This is a genomic window from Actinomadura geliboluensis, assembly GCF_005889745.1.
Lineage (GTDB): Bacteria > Actinomycetota > Actinomycetes > Streptosporangiales > Streptosporangiaceae > Spirillospora > Spirillospora geliboluensis.
Genome location: NZ_VCKZ01000023.1, coordinates 14956 through 40804, shown reverse-complemented (window position 1 = coordinate 40804; position 25849 = coordinate 14956). Strand labels below are relative to the sequence as shown.

25 protein-coding genes and 1 pseudogene are annotated in these 25849 nt (G+C 74.4%); 16 read left to right on the top strand and 10 right to left on the bottom strand.

All coding sequences use genetic code 11. The features are described 5' to 3' along the window. The coding region (locus ETD96_RS05850; RefSeq protein WP_138635207.1) for an MFS transporter at window positions 1-535 on the bottom strand (535 nt) is incomplete at its 3' end. Between the two features lie 72 nt (window positions 536-607). Between ETD96_RS05850 and ETD96_RS05845 the strand changes: the two genes are divergently transcribed. Then, window positions 608-1273 (top strand): TetR/AcrR family transcriptional regulator C-terminal domain-containing protein, encoded by a 666-nt coding sequence (locus ETD96_RS05845; protein WP_138635205.1) that lies wholly within the window; start codon window positions 608-610, stop codon window positions 1271-1273. Here the strand turns inward: ETD96_RS05845 and ETD96_RS05840 are convergent. Beyond that, on the bottom strand, window positions 1265-2011 hold the full coding sequence (locus ETD96_RS05840; protein WP_420884734.1) for an alpha/beta hydrolase: 747 nt from the start codon (window positions 2009-2011) through the stop codon (window positions 1265-1267). The genes ETD96_RS05845 and ETD96_RS05840 overlap by 9 nt on opposite strands. 106 nt (window positions 2012-2117) lie before the next feature. On the opposite strand from ETD96_RS05840, the gene ETD96_RS05835 reads away from it, so the two are divergent. Next, window positions 2118-2378: a hypothetical protein gene (locus ETD96_RS05835; RefSeq protein WP_138635202.1), complete on the top strand. Its 261-nt coding sequence runs from the start codon at window positions 2118-2120 to the stop codon at window positions 2376-2378. Window positions 2379-2410: 32 nt separating this feature from the next. Next, on the top strand, window positions 2411-3322 hold the full coding sequence (locus ETD96_RS05830; protein ID WP_138635200.1) for an LLM class F420-dependent oxidoreductase: 912 nt from the start codon (window positions 2411-2413) through the stop codon (window positions 3320-3322). Here the strand turns inward: ETD96_RS05830 and ETD96_RS05825 are convergent. Next, window positions 3300-3686, bottom strand: a complete 387-nt coding sequence (locus ETD96_RS05825) for a VOC family protein (protein WP_138635198.1) — start codon at window positions 3684-3686, stop codon at window positions 3300-3302. The two genes, ETD96_RS05830 and ETD96_RS05825, sit on opposite strands and share 23 nt — an antisense overlap. Further along, entirely contained in the window at window positions 3683-4327 is a 645-nt protein-coding gene (locus ETD96_RS05820; RefSeq protein ID WP_240807283.1) for a TetR/AcrR family transcriptional regulator, read from the bottom strand. The genes ETD96_RS05825 and ETD96_RS05820 overlap by 4 nt, the downstream gene beginning before the upstream one ends. Window positions 4328-4603: 276 nt before the next feature. On the opposite strand from ETD96_RS05820, the gene ETD96_RS05815 reads away from it, so the two are divergent. The 4 genes from ETD96_RS05815 to ETD96_RS05800 all read left to right on the top strand — a co-directional run bounded on the left by ETD96_RS05815 (window position 4604) and on the right by ETD96_RS05800 (window position 8121). Beyond that, window positions 4604-5533 carry an ABC transporter substrate-binding protein gene (locus ETD96_RS05815; RefSeq protein ID WP_240807281.1) on the top strand — a complete coding sequence of 310 codons (930 nt, stop codon included), beginning with the start codon at window positions 4604-4606 and terminating at the stop codon, window positions 5531-5533. Between the two features lie 106 nt (window positions 5534-5639). Further along, window positions 5640-6668: a FecCD family ABC transporter permease gene (locus tag ETD96_RS05810; RefSeq protein WP_138635213.1), complete on the top strand. Its 1029-nt coding sequence runs from the start codon at window positions 5640-5642 to the stop codon at window positions 6666-6668. After that, window positions 6665-7435 carry an ABC transporter ATP-binding protein gene (locus ETD96_RS05805; RefSeq protein WP_138635196.1) on the top strand — a complete coding sequence of 257 codons (771 nt, stop codon included), beginning with the start codon at window positions 6665-6667 and terminating at the stop codon, window positions 7433-7435. Before ETD96_RS05810 ends, ETD96_RS05805 begins: the two co-directional genes overlap by 4 nt. A 2-nt stretch (window positions 7436-7437) precedes the next feature. Then, window positions 7438-8121 (top strand): adenosylcobinamide amidohydrolase, encoded by a 684-nt coding sequence (locus ETD96_RS05800; RefSeq protein ID WP_240807287.1) that lies wholly within the window; start codon window positions 7438-7440, stop codon window positions 8119-8121. A gap of 111 nt (window positions 8122-8232) precedes the next feature. Here the strand turns inward: ETD96_RS05800 and ETD96_RS44435 are convergent, their stop codons facing one another. Together ETD96_RS44435 and ETD96_RS05790 are read right to left on the bottom strand one after the other, a co-directional pair. After that, a complete protein-coding gene (locus ETD96_RS44435; protein WP_171068876.1) occupies window positions 8233-9552 on the bottom strand; it encodes a coiled-coil domain-containing protein in 1320 nt (439 codons plus the stop codon). Between the two features lie 77 nt (window positions 9553-9629). Next, on the bottom strand, window positions 9630-11180 hold the full coding sequence (locus ETD96_RS05790) for an AMP-binding protein (RefSeq protein ID WP_138635194.1): 1551 nt from the start codon (window positions 11178-11180) through the stop codon (window positions 9630-9632). 204 nt (window positions 11181-11384) lie between these two features. On the opposite strand from ETD96_RS05790, the gene ETD96_RS05785 reads away from it, so the two are divergent. Both ETD96_RS05785 and ETD96_RS05780 read left to right on the top strand, forming a co-directional pair. Continuing rightward, window positions 11385-13484: a vWA domain-containing protein gene (locus tag ETD96_RS05785; RefSeq protein ID WP_138635192.1), complete on the top strand. Its 2100-nt coding sequence runs from the start codon at window positions 11385-11387 to the stop codon at window positions 13482-13484. Next, window positions 13481-14842, top strand: a complete 1362-nt coding sequence (locus tag ETD96_RS05780; RefSeq protein WP_171068875.1) for an extracellular solute-binding protein — start codon at window positions 13481-13483, stop codon at window positions 14840-14842. Before ETD96_RS05785 ends, ETD96_RS05780 begins: the two co-directional genes overlap by 4 nt. Window positions 14843-14857: 15 nt before the next feature. Here the strand turns inward: ETD96_RS05780 and ETD96_RS05775 are convergent, their stop codons facing one another. Then, entirely contained in the window at window positions 14858-15448 is a 591-nt protein-coding gene (locus ETD96_RS05775) for an SACE_7040 family transcriptional regulator (protein WP_138635188.1), read from the bottom strand. Window positions 15449-15525: 77 nt separating this feature from the next. On the opposite strand from ETD96_RS05775, the gene ETD96_RS05770 reads away from it, so the two are divergent. From ETD96_RS05770 to ETD96_RS05755, 4 genes are read left to right on the top strand one after another with little or no spacing between them, the layout of a single operon-like run. Continuing rightward, on the top strand, window positions 15526-17139 hold the full coding sequence (locus ETD96_RS05770) for a carboxyl transferase domain-containing protein (protein ID WP_138635185.1): 1614 nt from the start codon (window positions 15526-15528) through the stop codon (window positions 17137-17139). Between the two features lie 8 nt (window positions 17140-17147). Further along, window positions 17148-19100, top strand: coding sequence for an acetyl/propionyl/methylcrotonyl-CoA carboxylase subunit alpha (locus ETD96_RS05765; protein ID WP_138635183.1), 1953 nt, complete (start codon window positions 17148-17150; stop codon window positions 19098-19100). Next, window positions 19097-20020, top strand: coding sequence for a hydroxymethylglutaryl-CoA lyase (locus ETD96_RS05760; RefSeq protein ID WP_138635181.1), 924 nt, complete (start codon window positions 19097-19099; stop codon window positions 20018-20020). Before ETD96_RS05765 ends, ETD96_RS05760 begins: the two co-directional genes overlap by 4 nt. A 2-nt stretch (window positions 20021-20022) precedes the next feature. Further along, window positions 20023-21171, top strand: coding sequence for an acyl-CoA dehydrogenase family protein (locus ETD96_RS05755; RefSeq protein ID WP_138635179.1), 1149 nt, complete (start codon window positions 20023-20025; stop codon window positions 21169-21171). 64 nt (window positions 21172-21235) lie between these two features. Here the strand turns inward: ETD96_RS05755 and ETD96_RS46500 are convergent, their stop codons facing one another. Both ETD96_RS46500 and ETD96_RS46495 read right to left on the bottom strand, forming a co-directional pair. After that, window positions 21236-22243, bottom strand: coding sequence for a TolB-like translocation protein (locus tag ETD96_RS46500; protein ID WP_240807289.1), 1008 nt, complete (start codon window positions 22241-22243; stop codon window positions 21236-21238). An 89-nt stretch (window positions 22244-22332) separates the two neighbouring features. Next, window positions 22333-22521 (bottom strand): annotated as a pseudogene (locus tag ETD96_RS46495) (sigma factor); the annotation flags it as partial. A gap of 124 nt (window positions 22522-22645) precedes the next feature. Here ETD96_RS46495 and ETD96_RS05745 point away from each other — a divergent pair. Continuing rightward, window positions 22646-23395, top strand: coding sequence for an FkbM family methyltransferase (locus ETD96_RS05745; RefSeq protein ID WP_138635175.1), 750 nt, complete (start codon window positions 22646-22648; stop codon window positions 23393-23395). A gap of 41 nt (window positions 23396-23436) precedes the next feature. Further along, a complete protein-coding gene (locus ETD96_RS05740) occupies window positions 23437-24297 on the top strand; it encodes an SAM-dependent methyltransferase (RefSeq protein WP_338072533.1) in 861 nt (286 codons plus the stop codon). A 3-nt stretch (window positions 24298-24300) separates the two neighbouring features. On the opposite strand, the gene ETD96_RS05735 is transcribed toward ETD96_RS05740, so the two are convergent. Then, window positions 24301-24888, bottom strand: coding sequence for a TetR/AcrR family transcriptional regulator (locus ETD96_RS05735; RefSeq protein WP_138635172.1), 588 nt, complete (start codon window positions 24886-24888; stop codon window positions 24301-24303). A gap of 49 nt (window positions 24889-24937) precedes the next feature. Between ETD96_RS05735 and ETD96_RS05730 the strand changes: the two genes are divergently transcribed. Next, window positions 24938-25723: a class I SAM-dependent methyltransferase gene (locus ETD96_RS05730; RefSeq protein ID WP_138635170.1), complete on the top strand. Its 786-nt coding sequence runs from the start codon at window positions 24938-24940 to the stop codon at window positions 25721-25723. The last annotated feature ends 126 nt before the right edge of the window (window positions 25724-25849 follow it).

The window sequence follows — 25849 nt, the reverse complement described above, 5'->3', positions numbered from 1 at the left end:
CCAGGAAGATCCACCGCCAGCCGAGTCCGGAGACCAGCGCGCCGCCGGCGACCGGGCCGAGCACGACGGCTAAGCCCGCGGCCATGCCGCGTACGCCGAACGCCAGGCCGCGGCGGCGGCCCGTGTAGCACTGGGCGATCAGGGCGAGGGTCGTCGCGAACATGAGGGCGCCGGCGAGTCCCTGGACGACGCGCATGGCGATGAGCACGGCCGCGTTCGGGGCCAGGCCGCAGGCGAGCGACGCCGCGGTGAACAGCGCGACGCCGGTGAGGAACGAGCGGCGGCGGCCCCAGCGGTCGGCCAGCGCGCCGGCGGTGAGTTGGAACGCGGCCATCGCCATCGTGTAGCCGTTCATCACCCATTGGAGGTCGCCGAGGCCGGCGTGCAGGTCGTCGCGCATCCGGGACAGGGCGACGGTCACCACGGTCGCGTCCAGCATGAGCATGAAGACCGCGGCGACGATCGCGGTCAGTGGCCACCAGGTGGGCGGACGGAGGGCTTCGCGGGTCGGAGCGGACGGGATCGGGTCGATCATGGGCTCTCCCTAGCAGTGATAGGGAGAATCTAGCAGTGTTAGGGATTCCCTTGCAGTGTTAGGTTTGCGGGCATGGGTGGATTTCCGCGCGGGCAGGAGACGGCGGCGCCGCCGCGGCTGGATCGCGGCGAGATCGTCCGGGCGGCCCTCGAACTGCTGGACCGGGACGGCTTCGACGCGTTCAGCATGCGCAAGCTCGCCGCGGAGCTCAACGTCAAGTCACCGTCGCTCTACTGGCATGTGCGCGGGAAGGACGAACTCTTCGAGCTGCTCATCGACACGGTGATCGGAAAGTGCCCGTTGCCGGACGCGGAGGGCGGCCCCTGGCAGGAGCGGCTGTCCCGGTTGGGGCTGGATCTCCGGCAGGTGCTGTTGTCGCATCCGGCCGCCACGCGGCTGCTGCCGGGGCGGCTGCCGTTCGGTCCGCACGGGCTGCGGCTGGCCGACCGGGTGCTCGGCATCCTGCGGCGCTCCGGGTTCGACGACCGGATGGCGGGCTACGGCTACCTGATCCTGGTGTTCTACGTGGTCGGCTTCGCGGTGCAGGAGATCGCCTTCGGCAAGGGCGCCGACGGCGGTGCGCGGCTCGCCGAGGTCGGCGGCTACCTGGCCGGGCTGCCGGTGGAGCAGTATCCCGATCTCGTCGCGGTGGCGGACGGCTTGCTGGCCCCGGGGCTGACCGACCGGTTCGAGTTCGGGCTGCGGAACCTCATCGACGGGCTCGCGCAGTCAGGCTGAGACCGCGTCCGTCGACCACTTGGCGATGCGGTTGATCAGGTCTGGGGTGGCGGCCACCTCGGCGTGGCCGAAGGCCGGTTCGATCCACAGTTCCTTCGGGTCGGACGCCGCCTCGTACAGCTGGTGCGCGTGGTCGAGCGGGAAGAACGCGTCCGCGTCGCCGTGGACGACGAGGAAGGGGACGGGCGCGATCCGTCCGGCCAGCTGGTGGGGCGCCTCGGGCACCGGGTCCCAGCCCTTCGGCGCGATGCGGGTGCCGCGGGCCATGCGGACGGCCAGGCGGCCGAGGCGCCGTTCGATGACCCAGTGCACGCGCCGCATCGGCACCGTCCCGCGGTAGTACCAGCGGGCGGGCGCGCTGACCGACACGACCGCGTCGACGCCGCCGTGCAGCGCGGCGTGGCGGACGACCACCGCGCCGCCCATGGAGAACCCGGTGACCGCGACGCGCCGGTATCCCCGGCGGCGCGCCGCCGCGACCGCGGCGGCGACGTCGAGGATCTCGCGGTCGCCGACCGTGGAGTGCCCGCCGGACCTGCCGTGGCCGCGGAAGTCGAACGCGAGGACGCCGCCGTGCCGGCCAAGGGAGCCGGCGATCCGGCGCAGCGCGGGCTGCCGCCACGAGCAGGTGAACCCGTGCGCCAGGACGAAGCACACCTCGTCGGCGCCCCGCAGGTGGCCCGCGTCGATCCGCACGCCGTCCGCGGTGTAGAGCGTGAGTGGTTCGGGATCTGCCACGTCCTCCATGATCCGTCATCGCGGAGCGGGGCTGAACGACCGGGTGGCTGGGTAGATAGGGGAACGTGGCTGGAGGGTTGGTTGATCGGTGCACGGGCCGGCGGATATGGACAGCGAAGACCACGCGCTCGGTGTGAGGGCGTGCGGGGGCCGGCACGAGGGTGACGAGTACCCGTGCCAGGCGATGGCGTCCTCGGCGAGCGCGCACGAGCGGGCGGCGGCGCTGCTGGAGCGGATGGCCGCCGCGCATCCCGAGGAGGCCGACCTGCATCTGCAGTCGGCCGCCCGGCATCGCAGGTGGGCGGCGAACGACCGGGAGCTGGCGCAGAAGTACGCGCCCCGGGACGGCGGTCCGGACGGTGTGTAAGGATCGCCTTACACAGTTCTAGGGAGGTCCTTGTGCGTATTGGGGTCATGCTGAGCGAGCGGGGCGGGGCGGACGCGCTGGGCAGGCTGGCGGACGACGTGCGGCGCGCGGCCGACGACGGGTTCCCCTCCGCGTGGCTCTCGCAGATCTTCGGGGTGGAGGCGATCACCGCGCTGTCCGTGGCGGGACGCGGCGTCCCGGACATCGAGCTCGGCACCGCGGTCGTCCCGACGTATCCGCGGCACCCGGCCGTGATGGCGCAGCAGGCGCGGACGGCGGCCCTGGCCCTGGACGGGCGGTTCACGCTCGGCATCGGCCTGTCCCACCAGGTCGTCATCGAGGGCGTGTACGGGTACGACTTCGGCCGTCCCGTCCGGCACATGGACGAGTACCTGTCGGTGCTGGTGCCGTTGCTGAACGGCGAGAACGTGTCGTTCGAGGGCGAGACGCTGAAGGGCTCCATCGGGCTGAGCGTCGGCAACGAGGCGCGGGTCCCGCTGCTGCTGGCGGCGCTGGGGCCGAAGATGCTGAAGCTCGCGGCGGAGCGCGCGGACGGGACGGTGCTGTGGATGACCGGGCCCGCCACCGTCCGGGAGCACATCGCGCCGACCATCACGGCGGCGGCCAAGGCGGCGGGACGCGACGAGCCGAGGATCGTGTGCGCGCTGCCCACGTGCGTCACGAGCGACCCCGAGCGCGCGCGGGAGCAGGCCGCCCAGACATTCGCGATGTACGGCGACCTGCCGTCCTACCGGGCGATGATGGACCGGGAGGGCGTGGCCGGCCCCGCCGACCTGGCCGTCGTCGGGGACGAGGACACCGTCGCCGCCAGGCTGGAGGAGCTGGCCGCGGCCGGCGTCACCGACTTCGTCGCCGCCCAGTTCATGCCGGACGACGAGCAGGGCCGGACCCGGCGGTTCCTCAAGGCCGCGGCGGCGCGATGAGCTCGTAGAGGTTGCCGCTGGAGTCGGAGAAGTAGAGGCCGCGCCCGCCGAGCGGGTGCGCCTCGTCGACGCGGCCGCTGTCGGCGTGCGCGGGTTCGTCGCCGTAGGGGATCTCGCGCGCGTCGAGGCGGTCGAGGACGGCCTCGAACGTGCCGGCGTCCACGTCGAAGGCCAGGTGGTGGCCCTGCGGGTGCGCGACCGTCAGGAAGTCGAGGGTGAGGCCCTCGTTGACCCGGATCGGGACGAAGTGCCGCGCGTGCGGGTGCGGGCCCGTGTACGGCAGGCCCATGACGCCGGCGAAGAAGCGGGCGGCCTCGTCGTTGTCGGCGGCGGTCACGATCGTGTGGTTCAGGCTGATCGTCATTCGGCGGTCTCCTCCTTCAGGGCGCCGTGCAGGAAGACGTCCAGGTACTCCGCCATGGACGGACTGGACGCCGCCGGCCCGGCGGGGGGACGGGCGCGGGTGAAGGCCATGCCCATGAACAGGCTCGCGAGCTGCTCGGGGGGCAGGCGGAGCCGGTCGCGCTCCGGCTCGAACAGCTCGGCGATGGCGTCGCGGGTGCGGGTCATGGAGGCGTCGCGGTCGGGCGCGGGCCCGGCGGCCCCCTCCCCTTCGTCCGGACGGGGCGGCACGCGGCGGTTCCCGGCGCGCCCGGTGGCGTGCAGGGCGCCGACGACCATGCCCATGCGGCCGAGGTAGGCCTCGATCGCGTCGCTCGCCTCGGCGAGCCGCGCGGCCAGCGGCTGGTCGAGCGGGACGGCCTCGATCTCGGCGAGGACGTGGTCGGGGCGCAGCGCCTCGGCGACGCAGGCGTCCAGCAGCTCGTCCTTGTCGGCGAACACCCGGAAGATCGTCGCCTCGCCGATGCCGGCGGCGCGGGCGATCTGGCCGGTGGTCACGGCGGTGCCGTGCTCGGCGACGAGCGGCAGCGCGGTGCGCACGATCATCTCCCGGCGCTCCCGCGGGCTCATTCCCGGCGCCCGGCGCCGGTTCTCGCGCTCCATGCCGCCCACGGTACGGAGTGAGTACTCACTCCGTCAACACCGAAGTGAGTGCTCACTCCGACCACCCGGACAAACCCGGATACGGCGGCTGATACCGTTGCGGTGCTGCGCGCCCAGGAGCGAAGTCCGGTGTGAACCCGGCGCTGTCCCGCAACTGTGGTGCCCCTCTCCGAGTGGCCGAGCCAGGTCGCCTCCTCGCGCGCTGACGACTATCGACCTCGTGGAAGGGCGATCCGTCATGAGCGGGCCGCGGCTTCCCCCAGCCTGGAGGCTCCTGTGAGACCCGTACGTACCCTCGGCGCGGTGATGGCGATCGGTGTCGCCCTGGTCACGGCCGCCTGCGGCGGCGCCGGCGACGGCGCCAAGGACGGGACGGGCGGCGCGGCGTCCGTCACCGTGCAGGCCGCGAACGGCGCGGTGACCGTCCCCGCCCGCCCGAAGCGCATCGTGTCGCTGTCCCCCACCCACACCGAGACGCTGTTCGCCATCGGCGCCGGCCCGCAGGTGGTCGCGGTCAGCGACTTCTCCAACTACCCGGCCGAGGCGCCGCGCACCAAGCTGTCCGGCTTCAAGCCGAACGCCGAGGCGGTCATCGCCTACAAGCCGGACCTCGTCGTCGTGTCCGACGACCTGAACGGCATCGTGAAGTCGCTGGAGAAGGTGAAGATCCCCGTCCTGCTGGAGCCCGCGGCGGCGAAGCTGGACGACGCCTACGACGAGATCAACGACCTCGGCCTGGCCACCGGCCACGCCGCCGAGGCCAAGAAGCTCACCGACGGCATGCGGGCGGAGATCCAGCGGACGGTCGAGGCGGCGTCCGCGTCCGCCAAGGGCAAGGGCCTGACGTACTACCACGAGCTCGACAACGAGCTGCACTCGGTGACGTCCAAGACGTTCGTCGGCCAGGTGTACGGCATGTTCGGGCTGCGGAACGTCGCCGACGCCGCCGACAAGGCGACCGGCGGGTACCCGCAGCTGTCCCGCGAGTACCTGCTCAAGCAGGACCCCGACCTCATCTTCCTGGCCGACACCAAGTGCTGCGGTCAGAACACCGCCGCGCTGGGCGAGCGTCCCGGCTGGTCCGGTCTGGGCGCGGTGAAGAACAAGAACGTGGTCGAGCTCGACGACGACATCGCCTCCCGCTGGGGGCCGCGCCTGCCGCAGTTCGTCAAGGCGATCGGCGACGCCGTGCAGAAGGTGCAGTGACCGCCGCGGCCGGGGACGCCCGCCCGTGAACGGCCTGCGCGGCCCGCTCGCGAAGGGTCTGCGCCGCGCCCGCCCCGGCACCGGGGCGGGCGCCCTGCCGGGCACCCTGCCGGCCGCCCGGCTGCGGCCGCTGCCGCTCGCGGTCGCCGTCGCGGTGCTCGCGGCGGCGCTGCTGGCCGGGGTGCTGGTGGGCGCCGCGGGGCTGCCCGTCAGCGGCGTGCTGAAGGCGCTCGCGGACAAGGTCCCGTTCGTGGACGTCGACTCCGGTCTCGGGCCGATCGACGAGAGCGTCCTGTTCGAGCTGCGGGTGCCGCGCGCGCTGATGGCGGCGCTGGTCGGCGGAATGCTCGCCATGGCCGGCGCCGGGTACCAGGGCGTGTTCCGCAACCCGCTCGCCGACCCGTACCTGCTCGGCGCGGCGTCCGGCGCGGGGGTCGGCGCGACGCTGGTGATCGCCCTCGTCCCCGGCGACCCCGGCTACGGCATCCCGCTCGCCGCCTTCGCCGGCGCCCTGTGCGGGGTGTTCCTCGCCTACGCGCTCGGCCGGACGGCGGGCCGCCACGAGGCGGTGACGCTGGTGCTCGCGGGCGTCGCGGTGTCGCTGTTCCTGTCGGCGGTGCAGACGCTCGTCCAGCAGATGAACGCCGAGGAGCTGCAGCGGATCTTCTCCTGGATCCTCGGCGGGGTCGGCTCGGCGGACTGGCACCAGCTCGCGCTGGTCGCCCCGTACGCGCTCGTGTCCACCGTCGTCCTGCTGGCGCACGGCCGCCTGCTGGACGTGCTGAGCGTCGGGGACGAGGAGGCGGCGAGCCTCGGCCTGTCGGCGTCCCGGGTCCGGCTGATCGTGCTGCTCGCCGCGTCGCTGGCGACGGCGTCGGCGGTGGCGGTGAGCGGGCTGATCGGGTTCGTCGGCATCGTCGTGCCGCACGTGGTGCGGCGGCTGGCGGGCGGCTCTTACCGGGTGGTGCTGCCGCTGTCGCTGCTCGGCGGCGCCGCGTTCCTGGAGCTCGCGGACCTGGTGGCGCGCACCCTCATCAGCCCGGGCGAGCTGTCGCTCGGCGTGGTGACGGCGTTCGTCGGCGGCCCGTTCTTCGTGGCGGTGCTGCGCGCGTCCCGCAGGCAGGTGGGGACGTGACGGTCGCGGTGCGGGGCCTGGACGTGTCGCTCGGCGGCCGGCCGGTGCTGAAGGGCGTGTCGCTGGACGTCCCCGCCGGGTCGTGGACGGCGGTGATCGGGCCGAACGGCGCCGGGAAGTCGACGCTGCTGCGCGCGGTCCTCGGCCTGGTGGCCTCGCGCGGCGAGATCACGGTGGCGGGCGAGGACCTCCAGCGGCTCAAGCCGCGGCAGCGGGCCCGGACGGTCGCCTACGCCGCGCAGAACCCGCACCTCCCCGTGGGGATGACGGTGTTCGACTACACCCTGCTCGGACGCTCCCCCTACATCCCGCATCTCGGCCGGGAGAGCGCGCGCGACCGGGCCATCACCGAGGAGGTCCTCGAACGGCTCGACCTCACCGCCTTCGCCACCCGCACTCTGGACCACCTGTCCGGCGGCGAGAGGCAGCGGGTGGTGCTGGCGCGCGCGCTGGCGCAGCAGACGTCGGTACTCCTGCTGGACGAGCCGACGACCGCGCTCGACATCGGCCACCAGCAGCAGGTGCTGGAGCTGGTCGACCGGCTGCGGCTCGCCGACGGGCTGACCGTGGTGACGACGATCCACGACCTGACCCTCGCCGGGCAGTACGCCGACGCGCTCGTCCTCATCTCCGAGGGGCGGGTCGCGGCGGCGGGCACGCCGGAGGAGGTCCTCACCCGCGCGGTCGTCGAGGAGCACTTCGGCGCGCGGGTCCATGTCGCCCCCGGTCCGGGCGGGCGGCCGATGCTGGCGCTGGAGCGGCCGTGAACCTGGAGACCGTGTGGCGCGAGGAGGACGGCAAGCGCCTCGCCGCGACGGTGTGGCGGGCCGGGCCCGGCCACCGGATGATCTCGTCGGCGATGCTCGGCGGCGGCATCGGCCCCGCCGGATGGGTGCTGAACGCGCAGGTCCCGGGCGCCTACTCGCGCACCGACCCCGTCGCGCACCTGACGGAGCTGGCCGCGCTGTACGGGCTGGAGGGGGCGGGCGTCGGGATGCTGACGGCCGCGTCCGTCGCCCGCACGATGCGGCGGGACGACGCGGGCGTGCGCGTGTCGGCGACCGTGGGGCTGCGCGTCCCGACCTGGGCGGCCTCCCCCGCCGGGACCCCCGACCCCGAGCTGGCGCCGCTCGACGGGACGCCCCGGTCGGCCCGGACGCCCGGCACCATCAACATCGTCGTCGCCGTGCCCGTCCCGCTGAGCGACGCGGCGCTGGTGAACGCGGTCGTCACCGCGACGGAGGCGAAGACGCAGGCGCTCCTGGAGGCGGGCTTCCCGTGCACGGGCACCGCGTCCGACGCCGTCTGCGTGGCGGCCGCGTCCGGCGGCGCGGCGGAAGAGGTCTTCGCCGGGCCCCGCTCGACGTGGGGCGCGCGGATCGCCCGCGCCGTGCACGCCGCCGTCCACGCCGGGGCTGTCGACTACACCCGCTACCTGGAGACCCGCGGCTAGCACCCGGCCGCCGTACCACCCCGGTGCGGTACGGCGGCCGGATTCAGGGCCAGTGCAGTATGGGAGTTGCGCCTCACCTCCTACCTGTGCGTCGCTCCGCCGGCGTGACCGTCAGCCGGCGTGGGGAAGGCGATGTCCGTTAGCGTGCCCGTTGGCATGTCCGTTGCGGTGGCCGTTGTGGTGCCCGTTCAGCGGTCCGGTGCGGGGGCCGGTGGCGAGCGGGTCGCCGCCGTCCAGCAGCGACCCGGTCCGCGTCCCGTTCACCGGCGGCAGCGGGTGCAGCCCGGTCAGCGGCTCCGGGTCGGCCACCGGGCGGGGGCCGGTGTCCTGGCGGTCGGCGAGCGCGGTGAGCGCGTCGACGCGGCGGCGGGCACGGTCGGCCTCGGACCGCGCGGCGTCGCGCTCGGCGGTCAGCGCCCGCACCGCCGCGCGCAGCTCCTCGGCGGCACGGGTCAGCTGCCAGTTGTGGCGCTCCAGCTCCCGGCCGCGCGCCTGGATCTGGTCGCGGTCGGCGACGGCCTGCCCGCGCTTGGCCTCGGCGTCGCGGACGGCGGAGCGCAGGTCCTCGGCGGCGCGCTCGGCGGCGGCCGACTCGACGCGCCGCCCCTCCAGGAGCGTCTCGGCCTCCGACACCCGGCCGTGCAGGGCGACGAGTTCGGAGCGGGCGCTCTCCAGCGAGGCGAGCAGCTCCCCCTCGCGGGACGCCATCCGGTCGCGCTCGCGCTCGGCGGCGAGCCGGGCCGCGGCCGCGCCGTCGGCCTCGTCCCGCGCGTCCGCCGCCTCCTGCCGGGCGGTGTCGCGCTCGGCGGTCAGCCGCTCGGCCTCGGCGCGGGCGGCCGCGGCCTCCCGCTCGGCGGCCTCCGCGCGGGCGCGCGCGGCGGCGGTCTCCCGCCACGCCAGCTCGGCCTGCCGCTGGGAGGCGTCCCGCTCCCGCTGCGCGATGGCGACCTGCCCGGCGGCGTCGGCGCGGGCGTCGGCGACCCGCCGCTCGACCCCGGCGACGCTCAGCTCCGCCATCAGCGAGCCGGCGAGCCGGTCGGCGGCGCCCTCCAGCCGGTCGACCATCTCCCACGCCCAGGCGACCTGCCCGGTGAGCCCCGGGGACTCCAGCGCCCGCTCGCGGCTCTCCCGCGCGGCCCGCTCGCACGCGCCGTCGCGGTCCTGGCAGAAGCGGACCGTGCGGGCGCCGCGCACCGGCTGCGGCACGGGCCGTCCGCAGCCGGCGCACGGCCAGACCGCGACCGGGTCACCGAGGCGTGCGATCCCGGCGCGGTCGGCATCGGCGGCCGCGGGCTCGCCGGGGCCGGCGCCGGCCGGCGCCTCCTCCGCGGCGTACGCGGCCGGGTCGGTGACGACGGGAAGGTCGGTCTTCGTCGGGGCGGCGGGAGTCGGGGCGACGTCGTCCAGCGGGGCGACCTTCTGGTCTTCCATGTGCCGTTGTACGCACGGGCGCGCGGACGCGTTCGACGTTTCCGGCGGCGAGTCGCGGGCGGCGCGCCCCGCCGCCGTCAGCCCTCCCGTCCGCCCAGGTAGTCCTCGCGGACGCGACGCCGGCTGAGCTTGCCGGACGGGGTGCGCGGCAGCGCCGGGCGGAACTCGATCCGCCGGGGGTGCTTCAGCTTCGCCAGCCGCGGCGCGCAGAACGCGAGCAGGTCGGCGGCCAGCGCGTCGCCCGCCTCCGCGCCCTCGGCGGGCTCGACGAGCGCGACGGCGAGCTGCCCCCAGTCGTCGTCGGGAACGCCGATGACGACGGCGTCCCCGACGGCCGGGTGCTGGAGCAGCACGGACTCGATCTCCGCCGGGTAGATGTTGACGCCGCCGGAGATGATGAGGTCGGTGCGGCGGTCGCTCATGTAGAGCCAGCCGTCCTCGTCCAGGTGGCCGAGGTCGCCGGGCGTGTAGAAGTCGCCGCGCATCGCGGCGGCGGTCTTGTCCGGGTCGTCGTGGTACTCGAAGCCGGGCTGCCCGCTCGCGTAGATCAGGCCGGTCTCGCCGGGCGGCAGCTCGGCGCCCTCCGGGTCCAGGATCTTGATCTGGACGCCCTCGACCGCGCGCCCGACCGTCCCGGGGTGGGCGAGCCACTCGTGCGGCGCGGCGACGACGACGGGCCCGCTCTCGGTGGAGCCGTAGTACTCGTAGAGGACGGGCCCCCACCAGTCCATCATCCGCTGCTTGGTCTCCTTGGGGATCGGCGCGGCGGTGTGGAAGACCTGCCGCAGCGACGACACGTCGTACCTGGCCCGGACGTCCTCGGGCAGTCCGAGCATGCGGTGGAACATGGTCGGCACCATCAGGGAGTTGGTGACCCGGTACCGCTGGATGAGGTCGAGGGTCTCCTCGGGCCCGAAGCGGGCGGAGATGACGACGGCGTGGCCGAGGCTGAGCGACATCAGCGCGTGGACGCAGGGCGCCGAGTGGTACAGCGGGCCGATGGCGAGGTGGACCTCGTCGTCGCCGGGTTCGAGGCTCAGGTGCCGCATCAGCGTCTGCTTCATGACCTCGAACAGCACTTCGGGCGGGATGTCCATCAGCGGGCGCCGCACGCCCTTGGGCCGTCCGGTCGTCCCGGACGTGTAGAGCATCACCGAGCCCATCTGGCGCTTGGCCGGCGGGTCGGCGCTGTGCGCGGCGCACAGCTCGGCCATCGCGCGGTAGCCCGCGGCGGGGTCGGCGCTCACCCGCCCCTCCGCCGGGACGCCCGCCTCGTCGGCCGCGCCGGACACGGCGGCGGCGAACTCGCCCTCGGTGATGACGGCCTTGGCGCCGGAGTCGCCGAGGATGTAGCCGATCTCGGGCGCGGTGAGGTGGCGGCTCACGGGGACGAGGTAGAGCCCCGACTGCATCGCGGCCAGCATCACGGTGAGGAACTCGCGCCGGTTGCTCAGGACCGTCGCGAGCGCGTCGCCGGGGCTCAACCCGATGCTCGCGAGCGCGTGGGACAGGCGGTTCACCTCGGCGTGGAGTTCGCCGTAGGTCACCGGTTCGCCCGGGGCCAGCACGGCCGGGCGGTCCGGGTCGTTCTGTGCGATCTGGTAGAAGCCGACACCTTCGACGCCCATACGGCTCTCCTCAGTGCGGGGTCTGGCTCGGTCCATCTGACCCGTCTTGCTGGCGACCCGTCAAGAGGACGCGGCGCGGCGCGGCGACGGAGATCGACCGGCCCCGGTCAGCCCGCTTTCCTGACCGCGACCGTCCGGCTACGTATCATGATGGGTCAGTGCCGGGGGGCCGAGAACCGAGACCTACACGGCGATGGGGCGTGCATGACGGGACCGAGCGGCGACGGCGGCCGGTCGCGTCCGCCGGGGCGCCAGGACGGCCTTCCCCCCTGGCTCCGCAGGTTCCTGCAGGTCATGTTCCTCGACCTCTGCTCCACCGTCATCGTCAGCATCGGGGTGACGCTCGTGCACGGCGTCTTCTGGCTGAACGCGGTCGTCACCCTGCTGGTCGTCGCGGTGCTGACGGCCGTGCTGCTCGTCTTCTACCCCGCGACCGCGCACGCCGTCCTGGAGCGGGTCGGGCGCGTGCTGCGCGGGGGCGGCGCGACGCTCGGATGGGGCCTCGCGGGCGCCGCCGCGATGGCCGCGCTCCTGCTCGCCGGCACCGGCGTCCAGGTGCTCCGCGACCGCGCGAGCGCGTGCGGGCAGCCGCTCGACCTGCGGGTGCTGACCGCCCCCGAGACGCTCACGCCGCTGCGGGCCGCCGCGGCCGAGTTCGTGAACGACAGCGAGGACCGCGGCTGCCGCGAGTACAGCGTCACCGTCGTCCCCGAGGCCGGGCCCGTCCCGCTGTACGACGGGTTCCGGCTGCTGTGGCGGCGCAGCGCGGCGGCGGACGCCGGCCACTCCGACGCCCAGCAGCTGTTCGGCCCGCAGCCCGACATCTGGATCCCGTCGTCCACGGCCGAGTACGACTTCGTCCCGAAGGGCCCGGGCCAGGTCGGCGCGGCCGGGGCGGGGCCGGGCGCGCCGGCCGGCAAGGCCGACCCGGTGTTCCGGGTGCGCGGCTCGGTCGGGACGTCCCCGCTGGTGCTGGCGCTGTTCACCCGGGCGCACGAGTCCGTCGCCGACCCGATCGCGGCGCCGATCGCGCCGAGCACGGCGGCGCTGCTGCGCCGGGTCGCGGACGCGGGGGTGCGGCTGCGCGCGATCGCGCGGCCCGTCCCGGAGACGTCGGCGGCGGCGCTCGCCGTCACGCCCGCGTTGTACGACGGGGCGCCCGGCTCCGACGCCGCGGACGAGCGGTTCGCCGAGCCCGCCGACCTGGTGGCGCCGGACGCGGTGTCGCTGCTGTGCCGGTTCCGGGAGCGCGCCGCCGCGCAGGACTCCGCCCCGCCCGACGACGTCGCCGTCGCCGTGCCCGAGCAGGCGCTGCACGACTACGACATGGGCCGGCCGCTCGGCGACCGCTGCGGCGCGGCCGACCCGGACGCCGCCGCGTTCGCGCGGTGGCGCCTGCACCCCTACTACGCGACCGGCCTGCCGACGCTGGACCACCCGTTCGTCCAGGTGAAGTGGCGCGGCCAGGACACGCGGGAGCGGGACGCGGCGGTCACCGCGTTCCGCCGCTGGCTCGACCGCAACCCGCTGACCCGGCAGGGCCTCCGCGACGACCGCGGCGTCATCCCGCCCGCGCGCGAGGGCGACACCCGGCACTACTACCTGTCGCGGCTGCAGGGCCTCGTCGGCACCAGGGTGATGCCGACAGTGGTGGGGCTGGAGTCGCCGGCGGGCGTCCAGGACACCCTCGACCGCATCGGCGCGGCCCGCCCCCGGACGTCGGTGTCGCTGCTGCTGGACGTGTCCGGGTCGATGGGCGGCGCGGCGCAGGCGCGCGGCGGTTCGCGGCTCGTGCGCGGGACGTCGTTCCTGCGCAGCCTGGTGGCGCAACTGCAGAGCAACGACCGCGCGGGCCTGCAGGTGTCGTCGGCCACGGCGTCGCCGAGCGCGGCGGACACCTTCGGCAACGTCCCGCAGGACGCGGCGTCCCCGGAGCAGAAGAGCGCGATCACGAGCAGGCTGCAGGCGGTCGCGTCCAGCGGCGCCGACCAGCCGCTCAGCGACGCGATCGCGGCGGCCGACCTCGGGCCCGGGCGGCAGAACCTCGTCCTCGTCACCGACGGGCAGTCCGCCGCGACCAACCCGGGGCTCGGGTCGCGGGTCGGCTGGCTGTCAGGTGAGTTCCGCGGGCGGCATCCGGGGCTGCGGCTGACGGTGGTGCTGACGGGACCGGCGACGTGCGGCTCGTCCCCTGTGCGGGAGATCGTGGCGGCGCTCGGCCCGAAGGACGGGCGCGGATGCGTGTCGCTGACCGGTTCGCCCGAGGCCGAGCAGGCCGCCGAGCTGCTGTCGGAGCTGCGATGAGACGCCCCCGCCTTCTCCCGAGAGGCCGCCGCGCGCGGGTGAGCGCCGCGGCCGGGGCGGCGCTGGTGCTGGTGGCGTGGCTGCTCGTCGTCCTGTGGCCGGGCGCGTCGTACTCGGGCATGGCGGCCGACTGCGACAGGTCGGAGCTGTTCGTCGTGGGCGGCACGGACGTCAGCCTGAAGAACCAGCGGCGGGCCCTGATCCGGCAGTGGAACGAGGGCCGCTACCCGGACGGCCGCCCCCATCCGCACGCCACGCTGGTCGAGGCGGCGGAGTCCACCGACCTGCAGCACAGCCAGATCAAGGCGGTGCAGGAGTCCGGCAGCTGCGCCTACGACGTCCTGATCATGGACAACACGTGGACGGCGCAGTTCGCCGACGCCGGCTACCTGCGGCCGCTCGACGGCATCGACGGGCTCGACGACTTCTTCCCGGCCGCGCTGCGCACGGGCGAGTGGGACGGCGAGCTGTACGCCGTCCCCTTCAACGTGGACGTGGGCCTCCTCTACTACTGGGAGGGCGTGTCGCCGCCGACCGCGTGGCCGGGGCTGCTGTCGTCCGGCGTCGCGATGCAGCTCGCCGACTACGAGGGCCTGACGGTGAACGCGCTGGAGGCCGTGTGGAACGACGGCGGCGGCGGCGGACGGCTCACCGGCACCGACCGCCCGAGCGAGGAGGAGCTGAAGACGAAGGTGTATCCGGCGCTCGCCCGGCTGGTGCCGCGCGTGCACGGGGCGCTGGCGGCGTCGCGCGGGTACGGGGAGCTGCAGAGCATCGAGGCGTTCGCGTCCGGGGCGAAGCTCATGCGCAACTGGCCGTACGCGTTCTCGGCGCTCGCGTCCGAGCCCCGGATGCGGGACGGCGCGCGGCTGCGGTTCGGGGTGGCGGCGCTGCCGGGACGCACCGTCCTCGGCGGGCAGAACCTCGCCGTGTCCGAGCGCTCCCCGAACCCCGGCGACGCCGCCGACCTCGTGGAGTTCCTGAGCGGGACGGGCAGCCAGCGGCTGCTGTTCTCCTGCGGCGGGTTCGCGCCGGGCCGCTACTCGGCGCTCGGCCTGTCGCCCGGCCGGCACTCCCCCGCCGACGTGAAGGTGCGGGCCTGCTCGTCCCTCACCGGCCAGCCGGTCGGGCCGGGCGAGACCGAGGTGCCGGACGAGGCGCAGCTCACCGGGCTGGCGCGGGCGGTGGTGACCGCGCTGGGCCGGGCCGAGCCGCGCCCGGTGACCCCGCACTACAGCACGTTCACCGGCACGTTCCGGGGCTGCGTCCAGAAGATCTTCGACCGGGCGGGCACGGACCCCGAGGCGTTCGCCGAGGCGGTCGGGCGGTCCCTGGACGGCCGCACCGCGTCCTGCTGAGCCCGGCGGACCCGGCTAGCGGAGGCCGCCGAGGGCGGCGCGGGCCATCGCGTGCAGCAGGTCGCCCATCGCGTCGCGGTCGAGCCCGGCGGCGCTGCGCGGGGTGGAGTTGAGCAGGCCGAAGCAGGCGTGCACGGCCGCGCGCGTCCGGTCGTCGGGCCGGCACGGGTCCATGCGGCGCAGGACGGCGACCCATTCCTCGACGTAGGCGCGCTGGAGGCGGCGGACGCGGTGCCGCTGCGGCTCGGGCACGTTGTCGAGCTCCCGCTCGTGCACGGTGATCAGCGCGGGGTTGTCGAGCGCGAACGCGATGTGCCAGCGCAGCAGCGCGTCGAGGGCCCGCGCCGGGTCGGGATCCGCGGCGCGCCGGACGCCCTCGGCGAGCAGCCGCTCGCTGATGTCGAGGAGCATCTCGGCGAGGACGGCCTCCTTGCCGCTGAAGTGCCGGTAGAGGGCGGGGCCGGTGAGCCCGACGGCGCGGCCGAGGTCGCCGATCGACACCCCGTGGTAGCCGCGCCGCGCGAACAGTTCGGCGGCGGCGCCGAGGATCTCGGCCCGGCGCGGGTTCGGCGGTCCGGCCGGCGCCTCGGTCCGTGCGGAGGTCATGCGGGCAGTCTAGACTAGTGTTGTTAATGGCCGTTAACATCGGCATTGTTAATGAACGTTAACCGGGAAGGGGAGGCATGGGCGGTCCCGAGATCGACTCCCGCGCCGACGTGGCGGGCGAGGCGTTCAAGGCCAACACGGCGCACAACGAGGCCCTGGTCGCCGAGCTGCGCGAGCGCGTCGACGCGGCCGGGCGCGGCGGTCCGGAGCGGGCCCGCGAACGGCATGTCGCGCGCGGCAAGCTGCTCCCCCGCGACCGGGTCGACACGCTGCTCGACCCCGGCTCGCCCTTCCTGGAACTGTCGCCGCTGGCCGCGCACGGCATGTACGGCGACGAGGCGCCCGGCGCCGGGATCATCACCGGCGTCGGCCGGGTGTCCGGCCGCGAGTGCGTGATCGTCGCCAACGACGCCACCGTCAAGGGCGGCACGTACTACCCCGTCACCGTGAAGAAGCACCTGCGGGCGCAGGAGGTGGCGCTGCACAACCGGCTGCCGTGCCTCTACCTGGTCGACTCGGGCGGCGCGTTCCTGCCCCGGCAGGACGAGGTCTTCCCCGACCGCGAGCACTTCGGCCGCATCTTCTACAACCAGGCGACGATGTCCGGGCGGGGCATCCCGCAGATCGCGGCGGTGCTGGGGTCGTGCACGGCGGGCGGCGCCTACGTCCCGGCGATGAGCGACGAGGCCGTCATCGTGCGCGGCCAGGGGACGATCTTCCTCGGCGGGCCGCCGCTGGTGAAGGCCGCGACCGGCGAGGTCGTCACCGCCGAGGAGCTCGGCGGCGGCGAGCTGCACTCCCGCACGTCCGGCGTGACCGACCATCTCGCCGAGGACGACGCCCACGCGCTGCGGATCGTCCGCGACATCGTCTCCACGCTGGGCCCGCGCGAGCCGCGCCCGTGGGACGTCGCGCCCGCGGAGGAGCCCGCCGCCGACCCGTCCGAGCTGTACGGGATCGTCCCGCCCGACTCGCGCACCCCCTACGACGTGCGCGAGGTCATCGCCCGGATCGTGGACGGCAGCCGCTTCCAGGAGTTCAAGAAGGAGTACGGCGCCACGCTCGTCACCGGGTTCGCGCGCATCCACGGGCACCCGGTCGGGATCGTCGCGAACAACGGCATCCTGTTCGGCGAGTCCGCGCAGAAGGGCGCGCACTTCATCGAGCTGTGCGACCGGCGCAGCGTCCCGCTCGTGTTCCTGCAGAACATCACCGGGTTCATGGTCGGGCGCGAGTACGAGGCGAGCGGCATCGCCAAGCACGGCGCGAAGATGGTCACCGCCGTCGCGTGCGCCCGCGTCCCCAAGTTCACCGTCGTGATCGGCGGCTCGTTCGGCGCCGGGAACTACGCGATGTGCGGCCGGGCCTACTCGCCGCGCTTCCTGTGGATGTGGCCGAACGCCCGCATCTCGGTCATGGGCGGGGAGCAGGCCGCGAGCGTCCTCGCGACCGTCCGCCGCGACCAGTTGGAGGCGCGCGGCGAGGAGTGGCCCGCCGCGGACGAGGAGGGGTTCAAGGCGCCGATCCGCGAGCAGTACGAGGCGCAGGGCAACCCGTACTACTCGACGGCGCGGCTGTGGGACGACGGGGTGATCGACCCGCTCGACACCCGGCGCGTCCTCGGGCTCGGGCTGTCGGTGGCCGCCAACGCACCGCTGGAGCCGGTCGGCTACGGCGTCTTCCGGATGTGAGGGTGTTGATGTTCGACAGCGTCCTGGTCGCCAACCGCGGGGAGATCGCCGTCCGCGTGTTCCGGACCCTGCGGCGGCTCGGCGTCCGCTCGGTGGCGGTGCACACCGACGCCGACGCCGGGGCCCGCCACGTGCGCGAGGCGGACGAGGCCCTGCGCATCCCGTCGTACCTGGACATCGACGCCGTGATCGCGGCGGCCCGGGACTCCGGGGCGTCGGCCGTCCACCCGGGGTACGGGTTCCTCGCCGAGAACACGGCGTTCGCGCGGGCGTGCGGCGAGGCGGGGCTGGTGTTCATCGGCCCGCCCGCCGCGGCGATCGAGGCGATGGGCGACAAGATCCGCGCGAAGCGGACGGTCGCGGCCGCCGGGGTCCCGGTCGTGCCGGGCCGGGACGAGCCCGGCCTCTCGGACGCCGAGCTGGAGGCCGCCGCGCTGGAGGTCGGGCTGCCGGTGCTGCTCAAGCCGTCCGCGGGCGGCGGCGGCAAGGGCATGCGGCTCGTCCGGGACGCGGCGGACCTGCCGGAGGCGATCGCGTCCGCCCGCCGCGAGGCGCGCGGCTCGTTCGGCGACGACACGCTGCTCGCCGAGCGGTTCGTGGCGAACCCGCGGCACATCGAGATCCAGGTCTTCGCAGACGCGCACGGCGGCGCCGTCCACCTCGGCGAGCGCGAGTGCAGCCTGCAGCGTCGGCACCAGAAGATCATCGAGGAGGCGCCGTCGCCGCTGCTGGACGAGGCGTCCCGCGCGCGGATGGGCGCCGCCGCCGTCGCCGCCGCGCAGGCCGTCGGATACGTGGGCGCCGGGACGGTCGAGTACATCGTCTCCGCCGACCGCCCCGACGAGTTCTTCTTCATGGAGATGAACACCCGGCTCCAGGTCGAGCACCCGGTCACCGAGCTGGTGACGGGCCTGGACCTGGTGGAGCTCCAGCTCCGGGTCGCGTGCGGCGAGCCGCTGCCGTTCACGCAGGACGAGGTGGCGCTGGACGGCCACTCCATCGAGGCCCGCGTCTACGCCGAGGACCCGGCGCGCGGCTTCCTGCCGACCGGCGGGCGCGTGCTGGCGCTCCGCGAGCCCGAGGGCGCCCGCGTCGACTCCGGGCTCGACGCCGGCACCGAGGTCGGCGGCTCCTACGACCCGATGCTCGCCAAGGTGATCGTGCACGGCGCCGACCGCGCCGAGGCCCTGCACCGGCTCGACCGGGCGCTCGCCTCGTACACCTTGCTGGGCGTCCCGACGAACGTGGCGTTCCTGCGGGCGCTGCTGCGGCACCCGTCGGTGGTCTCCGGCGACCTCGACACCGGGCTCGTCGAGCGGGCCCTGGACGACCTGGTCGCGGGCGCCTCCGTGCCGCCGGAGGTGCTGGCCGCCGCCGCGCTGGAGCGGATGCGCGCCCTGGAGTCCGGCGCGGACGGCACCGGGGACCCGTGGGACATCCCGGACGGCTGGCGGCCCGGCGCGCACGCGTGGGCGCCGTGGATCATCACCCCGTCCGGCGGGGAGCCGGTGGAGGTCCGCGTGCAGGGCCGCGCCGCGTCCGCCCGCGTCGCGGTCGGCGGCGCGGAGCCGGTCGGCGCGTCGCTGACCGGCCCGTTCATCCTGACCTACGGTGGAAGGACGACCTCGTTCGAGGCCGCCCGGGACGGCGGCACGCTGTGGCTCGGCCGGGACGGGCACGCGTGGGCGCTGAGCGAGCACGTCCGCGCCGAGGGCGGCGCCGCCGCGGCCGCCGCCGGCGACGGGGTGCTGCGCAGCCCGATGCCGGGGACGGTCCTCGCCGTGAAGGCGGCCGAGGGCGACCGGGTCGAGGCCGGGCAGCCGCTCGTGGTCGTCGAGGCGATGAAGATGGAGCACACCGTCACCGCGCCGCTCGCCGGCGTCGTGGCGAAGCTGCCGGTCCGCGCGGGCGCGCAGGTGGCGCTGGACGCGGTGCTGGCCGTGATCGAGGAGGCCCGATGAGCACACCCCTCGCCGGACTGCCCGAGCGGGTCACGATCTACGAGGTCGGGCCCCGGGACGGGCTGCAGAACGAGAAGGCGGTCGTCCCGGTCGACGTCAAGTCCGAGTTCGTGACGCGGCTGGCGGACGCCGGGCTGCGCACGATCGAGACCACCAGCTTCGTCCATCCGAAGTGGGTGCCGCAGCTCGCCGACGCCGAGCAGCTCCTGGAGATCCTGCCGCGCTCGCCGCGGTTGCGCTATCCCGTCCTCGTCCCGAACGAGCGGGGCCTCGAACGGGCGCTCAGCAACGGCGTCACCGAGATCGCCATCTTCGGCAGCGCGACGGAGACGTTCGCCCGCCGCAACCTGAACCGCACGGTGGACGAGTCCCTCGCGATGTTCGCCCCGGTCGTGGAACGCGCGCGCGCCGAGGGCCTCTGGGTGCGCGCCTACGTCTCGATGGTGTGCGGCGACCCGTGGGAGGGCGACGTGCCCATCTCCCAGGTGGTGTCCGTGGCGTCCCGGATGATGGACATGGGCTGCTCCCAGCTCAGCCTCGGCGACACCATCGGCGTCGGCACGCCCGGCCAGGTCACCGCCCTGATCGAGGCGCTCGGCGCGGCGGGCATCGGCACCGAGCGGCTCGCCGTCCACTTCCACGACACCTACGGGCAGGCCCTCGCCAACACACTCGCCGCGCTGCAGGCCGGCGTCACCGTCGTGGACGCCTCCGCGGGCGGCCTCGGCGGCTGCCCGTACGCCGAGAGCGCCACCGGCAACCTGCCCACCGAGGACCTCGTCTGGATGCTGCACGGCCTCGGCATCGAGACGGGCGTCGACCTCGGCGCGCTCGCCGCCACCAGCCGCTGGATGGCCGGGCACCTCGGCCGTCCCAGCCCGTCCCGCGTCGTCCAGGCCCTGTCCCCGGAATCGGAGTAACCATGATCGACTTCACGCTCACCGACGAGCAGGAGGAACTGCGGCGCACGGTCGAGCGGTTCGCCCGCGAAACCGTCGCCCCGGTGATCGGCGACCTGTACGAGCGCGGCGAGTTCCCGTACGAGATCGTCGCCGGGATGGGGAAGATGGGGCTGTTCGGGCTGCCGTTCCCCGAGGAGCACGGCGGCATGGGCGGCGACTACTTCACGCTCTGCCTGGCCCTTGAGGAGCTCGCCCGCGTCGACTCGTCCGTGGCGATCACGCTGGAGGCCGGGGTCTCGCTCGGCGCGATGCCGATCTACCGGTTCGGGTCGCAGGAGCAGAAGGAGCGGTGGCTCCCGGCGCTCACCTCCGGCGAGAAGCTGGCCGGGTTCGGGCTGACCGAGCCGGGCGGCGGCTCCGACGTCCCCGGCGGCATGCGCACCACCGCCCGGCTGGACGGCGACACCTGGGTGATCAACGGGTCGAAGGCGTTCATCACCAACTCCGGCACCGACATCACCGCGTTCGTCACGGTCACGGCCTACACCGGCGAGAACGAGATCTCCACGATCATCGTCCCGAACGGCACCCCCGGCTTCACGGTCGGGCGCAAGTACTCCAAGGTGGGCTGGTCGTCGTCCGACACGCGCGAGTTGTCGTTCGACGACGTGCGGGTCCCCGCCGAGAACCTGGTCGGCGAGCGCGGCCGGGGCTACGCCCAGTTCCTGCGCATCCTGGACGAGGGCCGCATCGCGATCGCCGCGCTGTCGGTGGGCCTCGCCCAGGGCTGCGTGGACGAGTCACTCCGCTACGTCCGGGAGCGGGAGGCGTTCGGCCGGGAGATCGGCCGCTACCAGGCCATGCAGTTCAAGATCGCCGACATGGAGACGCGGACCCACACCGCGCGCCTCGCCTACTACGCCGCCGCCGCGAAGATGCTGCGCGGCGAGCCGTTCAAGAAGGAGGCGGCGATCGCCAAGCTGGTCGCGTCCAACGCGGCCATGGACAACGCCCGCGACGCCACGCAGGTCTTCGGCGGCTACGGCTTCATGAACGAGTACGCGGTCGGCCGCTTCTACCGCGACGCGAAGATCCTCGAAGTCGGCGAGGGCACCTCCGAGGTGCAGCGGATGCTGATCGCCCGCGCGCTCGGCCTCCCGCCGTCCTGACCCGCCGCGCCGCCCGCCCCGCGAACGCGGGACGGGCGGCGCCGCCGGGCGGCGCGGCGCGCCGTCAGCGGATCTTCGACAGGTCGAGCAGCATCGTCCCGCTCTTGGTCGTGAAGAAGTACTGCGGGTTCCGGTCGTCGCGCGCCGCACCCATCATCTCGTTGTTCCGCCGTATCCCGGTGTCGAGCGGCACGCCCGACTCGACGTCGTACAGGACGTGGGTCTTCGTCTTGAACAGACCGTCCGGGAAGTACGGGAGGTACCGGCCGTAGACGAGTTCCGGCCCGGGGCCGACGGGGTCGCCGGGCAGGGTCCTGCCGGCCTTCCCGTCCCTGCGCTGCACGGCGGTCTTCATGTCCCGGTGGTAGGTGACGCCGGACGTGGGGCCTCCGACGCACCAGGTCACGCCGCACGGCCACGCCCCCTTGAACGGCGCGAGGCGGGCGTCGCGGCGCTCGCCGGTCGCCGCGTTCCGCAGCGACTTGAACCCGACGGAGCCGAGCCCGCACTCGCGTGACGCGGGGGAGCCGATCCACGGCCAGGACACGATCGCGAACCCGTCGCTGCCGGGGACCTTCACGGGCGCGCCGCCCGCCAGCGGCGCCCGGTACACGGCGTCGCCCATCCCCATGACGACGCTGTCCCCGTCGATGAGCAGCGTGGACACGCCGTCCCCCGGCAGCCCGGTGATCTTGTGCGCGGTGCCGCCGGCGAGCGGCGCGCCCCAGACCTCGGCGGTGTCGCGGCCGCCCGCCCGGTACGACAGCCACCAGACGACCCGGCCCCGCGCGATGGTGAAGTCGGACGAGTAGATCCTCGATCCGGGCGGGACCACGAGGTCGGTGATCACATTGGCGCGGCCGGTGCCGAGGTCGTAGGACCACAGCTTGTCCGGGAGCTGCAGGGACGCCCAGGTCGTCCCGACCAGCACGTCGCCGTCCAGCAGCGCGACGAGGTGCAGGGTGCGCCCGTTCGGCAGCCGCCCGGGGACGCTCCGGACGGCGTCCGGCCAGCGTTCGCGCACCTTGACCGGCGCGCCGAGGTCGGCGGAAGCACCGCCAGCGCCTCCCACAGGCGCGGGTCGCTCTCGGCCCGGGCCAGGCCGGGGTCGTCGTTGCGCCGTTCCGGCACGCTGCCCATCAGGTGCTCGCGTCTTCGCCGCCGCCACATGCTGATGTGCTGCCGCGCCATGATCTTCCGGACGTACCCCTCGGGATCGTTCTTGTTGACGACCCGCCCCCAGGCGCCGCGCAGCCGGATCAGGCTCTCCTGCAGCAGGTCCGCCGCGTCGTCGGCGTTGCCGGTGAGGACAAAGCCGTAGCGCAGCAGAGCCTGGGCGCGTGTCGTCACGAATTCCTCGTACGTCACGCCGTCATCGTCCAAAGACCCGTCCCTCCATCGCCCCAAGGACGCGCCGGGGACCGGATCTGTTGCACGCCCGTCCGGGGCGCGGCGGGCGCGGTAGGGTCGGCGGATGCTGCTGCGCGCCTATGGGATCGCCCGGTCGCTGGTCATGTACTACGGGGTTCCGGGCAAGCACCGGCGCGCGAAGCGGCTCTACGGCATGTTCATCGGGCCCGGTGACGTGGCGTTCGACATCGGCGCGCACGTGGGCGGCCGGGTGCGGGTCTGGCGGCGGCTCGGGGCGCGCGTGGTCGCGGTCGAGCCCCAGCCCGACTGCCTGCGCGTGCTGCGGCTGTTCTTCGGGCGCGACCGCGACGTGGCGATCGTGCCGGGCGCGGCCGGGGCGGAGCCGGGCAAGGCGCACCTGGCGCTGTCCACGGCGACGCCGACGGTGTCCTCGATGTCGCCCGGCTGGATCAGGTCGGTGACGACCGACAGCAGCTTCGCCCGCGTCCGCTGGGACCGCTCGGTCGAGGTCGAGGTGACCACGCTGGACGCCCTCGTCGCGGCGCACGGCGAGCCCGCCTTCTGCAAGATCGACGTCGAGGGCTTCGAGGCGGACGTCCTCGCGGGCCTGTCCCGGCCGGTCCCCGCGCTGTCGTTCGAGTACGTCCCGTCGGCGCACGACGCCGCGCTGGAGGCGCTGGGCCTCGTGGAGCGGCTCGGCGCGTACGAGTACAACTACTCCCCCATCGAGACCATGCGGCTCGCGAGCCCGCGCTGGCTGAGCGCCGCCGAGCTGCGGCGGCGGCTGGAGGGCATCCGGCCGCGCGGCCGGTCCGGCGACGTCTACGCCCGGCTGCGCTCCCCCGGCCGGTGAACTCGGGCGAACCGGCCCATCTGGAAACAAGACTTACTAATATGTGGCCCGCACCACTACAGCGACGTATGGGGGCCACCGTGCCGGACGCATCGGAGAGTGAGCCGTCGTCGGCCGACCTGAGGACCGACGTGGCCCACTCCGCGCGGGTCTACGACTACCTGCTCGGCGGCAAGGACAACTACGCCGCCGACCGGGCCGCGGCCGAGGAGGTCGTCAGGATCGCCCCCTACATGCGCACGTCGGTGCGGGCGAACCGCGAGTTCATGGTCCGGGTGGCGCGGTACCTGGCCGCCGAGGCCGGCATCAGGCAGTTCCTCGACATCGGCACCGGCCTGCCGACGTCGCCGAACCTGCACGAGGTGGTCCAGGGGGTCGATCCGTCCGCCCGCGTGGTCTACGCCGACAACGACCCGATCGTGCTGGTGCACGCCCGCGCCCTGCTCACCGGCACCCCCGAGGGGCGGTCGCGCTACATCCACGCCGACCTCGCCGAGCCGGACGCCATCCTGGCGTCACCGGAGGTGCGCGACACGCTCGACCTGTCCCGGCCGGTGGCGCTCTGCCTCATCGCGGTGCTCCACTTCGTGCACGACGAGGAGCTGGCGCGCGGCGTCGTGCGCCGGCTCATGGACGCGCTCCCGTCCGGCAGCCACCTCGCGCTCTCCACGATCACGATCGACAGCGCCCCCGAGGAGGTCGGCGACGCCGTCCGCAGGTACAACGCGCGGGGGATCAACTCGAAGGCCCGCACGAAGGCCCAGGTGCGGAGCTTCTTCGACGGCTTCGAGCTGATCGAGCCGGGGCTGACGCCCGTCCACCACTGGCGGCCGGACGAGCGGGCCCGCGCGATCGACGACTCCCAGGTCTCGATGTACGGCGGCGTGGCCGTCAAGCGCTGACGGTCAGGCGACGGCGCCGGCGATGACGGTCACCACCATCCGCCGGACGGCGTCCGGCTCCGGCGGAGGCCCGGAGCTGTCGGCGAACAGCAGGTGCGCGGCCCCGATCAAGGTGGGCGCGAGCGTGCCGATGTCGGCGTCCGGGCGGAGGCGGCCGAGGTCGCGTTCGGCGGTGAGGTAGCCCGCGACCACGTCCACGGCCTCGGTCAGCACCGGGACGCCGGCCGGCCAGACCCGCCGCAGCCGGACCCGCAACTGGGTCCGGAACGTGATCAGCGGGACGATCGCGACGGCGACCGACCCGAACAGCGCCGTCAGCGCGCCGGTGAGGTTGCCGGCGATCTCCCCCGTCCCGGCGGACTCGCGCAGCGCGGCGGCCTGCGGGTCCATCCGGCCGGCGCGGTCGATGACGAAGTCGGCGAGGAACGCGTCGAAGTCGGCGAAGTGCCGGTGCAGCACCCCCTTGGCGACCCCCGCCTCGTCGGTGACCGCGCGGCTGGTCAGCGCGCTCGGGCCGCCGTGGAGCAGGACGCGCTCGGCGGCGTCGAACAGCTGCTCGCGCACGTCCCGGAGAGCCACCCCTGTGGGCACGTCGCACCGTCCTCTCGACAAGTGGGCAGGCGCCCACTATGGTGGGCACATGCCCACTCTAGCGAACGAGCCCCATCGGGCGCGCGATGTGGCGGAGTCGTTCGGCGCGGACGCCGAGCGCTACGACCGGACGCGCCCCGGCTATCCGGACGCCCTCGTGGCACGCCTCGCGGCCGGCGGACCGGACGTCCTCGACGTCGGCTGCGGGACCGGCATCGCGGCCCGCCAGTTCCAGGCGGCCGGCTGCCGCGTCCTCGGCGTCGAGCCCGACGCCCGCATGGCCGGCCTGGCCGAACGCGCCGGCGTCCCGGTCGAGGTGTCCACCATCGAGGACTGGGACCCGGCCGGCCGGGCGTTCGACACGGTCGTCGCCGGGCAGGCGTGGCACTGGGTCGACCCGGTCGCGGGCGCGGCCAAGGCGGCGCGGGCCCTGCGTCCCGGCGGGCGCCTGGCGGTGTTCTGGCACTCGTTCCAGCCCCCGCCCGGCCTCGGGGACGCCATGGCCGCCGCCTACCGCCGGGCCATGCCGGACTCGCCGCTGTTCCAGAGCCCGCTGCCCGGCCCGGAGGCGTACTCGCTGATGTGCGACAAGGCGTCCGACGGCATGCGGCAGGCGGGCGGGTTCGGCGACCCGGCGGAGTGGCGCTTCCCCTGGGAGCGCGACTACACCCGCGACGAATGGCTGGAGCAGGTCCCGACCTTCGGCCTGCACTCCCGGGTCCCGGCGGACAGGCAGCGGCGGATCCTCGCCGACATCGGCGCCGCCATCGACGCCGCGGGCGGCGCGTTCACCATGGGCTACACCACGGTCGTCGCCACCGCGATCCGCGCCTGAGCCGCCCGCCCCGGCGGAACGGCCGCGCCCCGATCGGGCATGCCGTACGTCACACCCGGGGCGGAGCGGTGTCGAAAGAACAGGGGTGTCTGCTAGAAATCCACCGGTCGTGTCCGGACCGACGAC

Excerpts from the sequence above, each read along its gene's own strand:
- ETD96_RS05845 (WP_138635205.1), top strand. The coding sequence starts at position 608 with ATGGGTGGATTTCCGCGCGGGCAGGAGACGGCGGCGCCGCCGCGGCTG.
- ETD96_RS05835 (WP_138635202.1), top strand. The coding sequence starts at position 2,118 with ATGGACAGCGAAGACCACGCGCTCGGTGTGAGGGCGTGCGGGGGCCGG.
- ETD96_RS05825 (WP_138635198.1), bottom strand. The coding sequence starts at position 3,686 with ATGACGATCAGCCTGAACCACACGATCGTGACCGCCGCCGACAACGAC.
- ETD96_RS05820 (WP_240807283.1), bottom strand. The coding sequence starts at position 4,327 with ATGGAGCGCGAGAACCGGCGCCGGGCGCCGGGAATGAGCCCGCGGGAG.
- ETD96_RS44435 (WP_171068876.1), bottom strand. The coding sequence starts at position 9,552 with ATGGAAGACCAGAAGGTCGCCCCGCTGGACGACGTCGCCCCGACTCCC.
- ETD96_RS05790 (WP_138635194.1), bottom strand. The coding sequence starts at position 11,180 with ATGGGCGTCGAAGGTGTCGGCTTCTACCAGATCGCACAGAACGACCCG.
- ETD96_RS05785 (WP_138635192.1), top strand. The coding sequence starts at position 11,385 with ATGACGGGACCGAGCGGCGACGGCGGCCGGTCGCGTCCGCCGGGGCGC.
- ETD96_RS05780 (WP_171068875.1), top strand. The coding sequence starts at position 13,481 with ATGAGACGCCCCCGCCTTCTCCCGAGAGGCCGCCGCGCGCGGGTGAGC.
- ETD96_RS05775 (WP_138635188.1), bottom strand. The coding sequence starts at position 15,448 with ATGACCTCCGCACGGACCGAGGCGCCGGCCGGACCGCCGAACCCGCGC.
- ETD96_RS05770 (WP_138635185.1), top strand. The coding sequence starts at position 15,526 with ATGGGCGGTCCCGAGATCGACTCCCGCGCCGACGTGGCGGGCGAGGCG.
- ETD96_RS05765 (WP_138635183.1), top strand. The coding sequence starts at position 17,148 with ATGTTCGACAGCGTCCTGGTCGCCAACCGCGGGGAGATCGCCGTCCGC.
- ETD96_RS05760 (WP_138635181.1), top strand. The coding sequence starts at position 19,097 with ATGAGCACACCCCTCGCCGGACTGCCCGAGCGGGTCACGATCTACGAG.
- ETD96_RS05755 (WP_138635179.1), top strand. The coding sequence starts at position 20,023 with ATGATCGACTTCACGCTCACCGACGAGCAGGAGGAACTGCGGCGCACG.
- ETD96_RS05745 (WP_138635175.1), top strand. The coding sequence starts at position 22,646 with ATGCTGCTGCGCGCCTATGGGATCGCCCGGTCGCTGGTCATGTACTAC.
- ETD96_RS05740 (WP_338072533.1), top strand. The coding sequence starts at position 23,437 with ATGTGGCCCGCACCACTACAGCGACGTATGGGGGCCACCGTGCCGGAC.
- ETD96_RS05730 (WP_138635170.1), top strand. The coding sequence starts at position 24,938 with ATGCCCACTCTAGCGAACGAGCCCCATCGGGCGCGCGATGTGGCGGAG.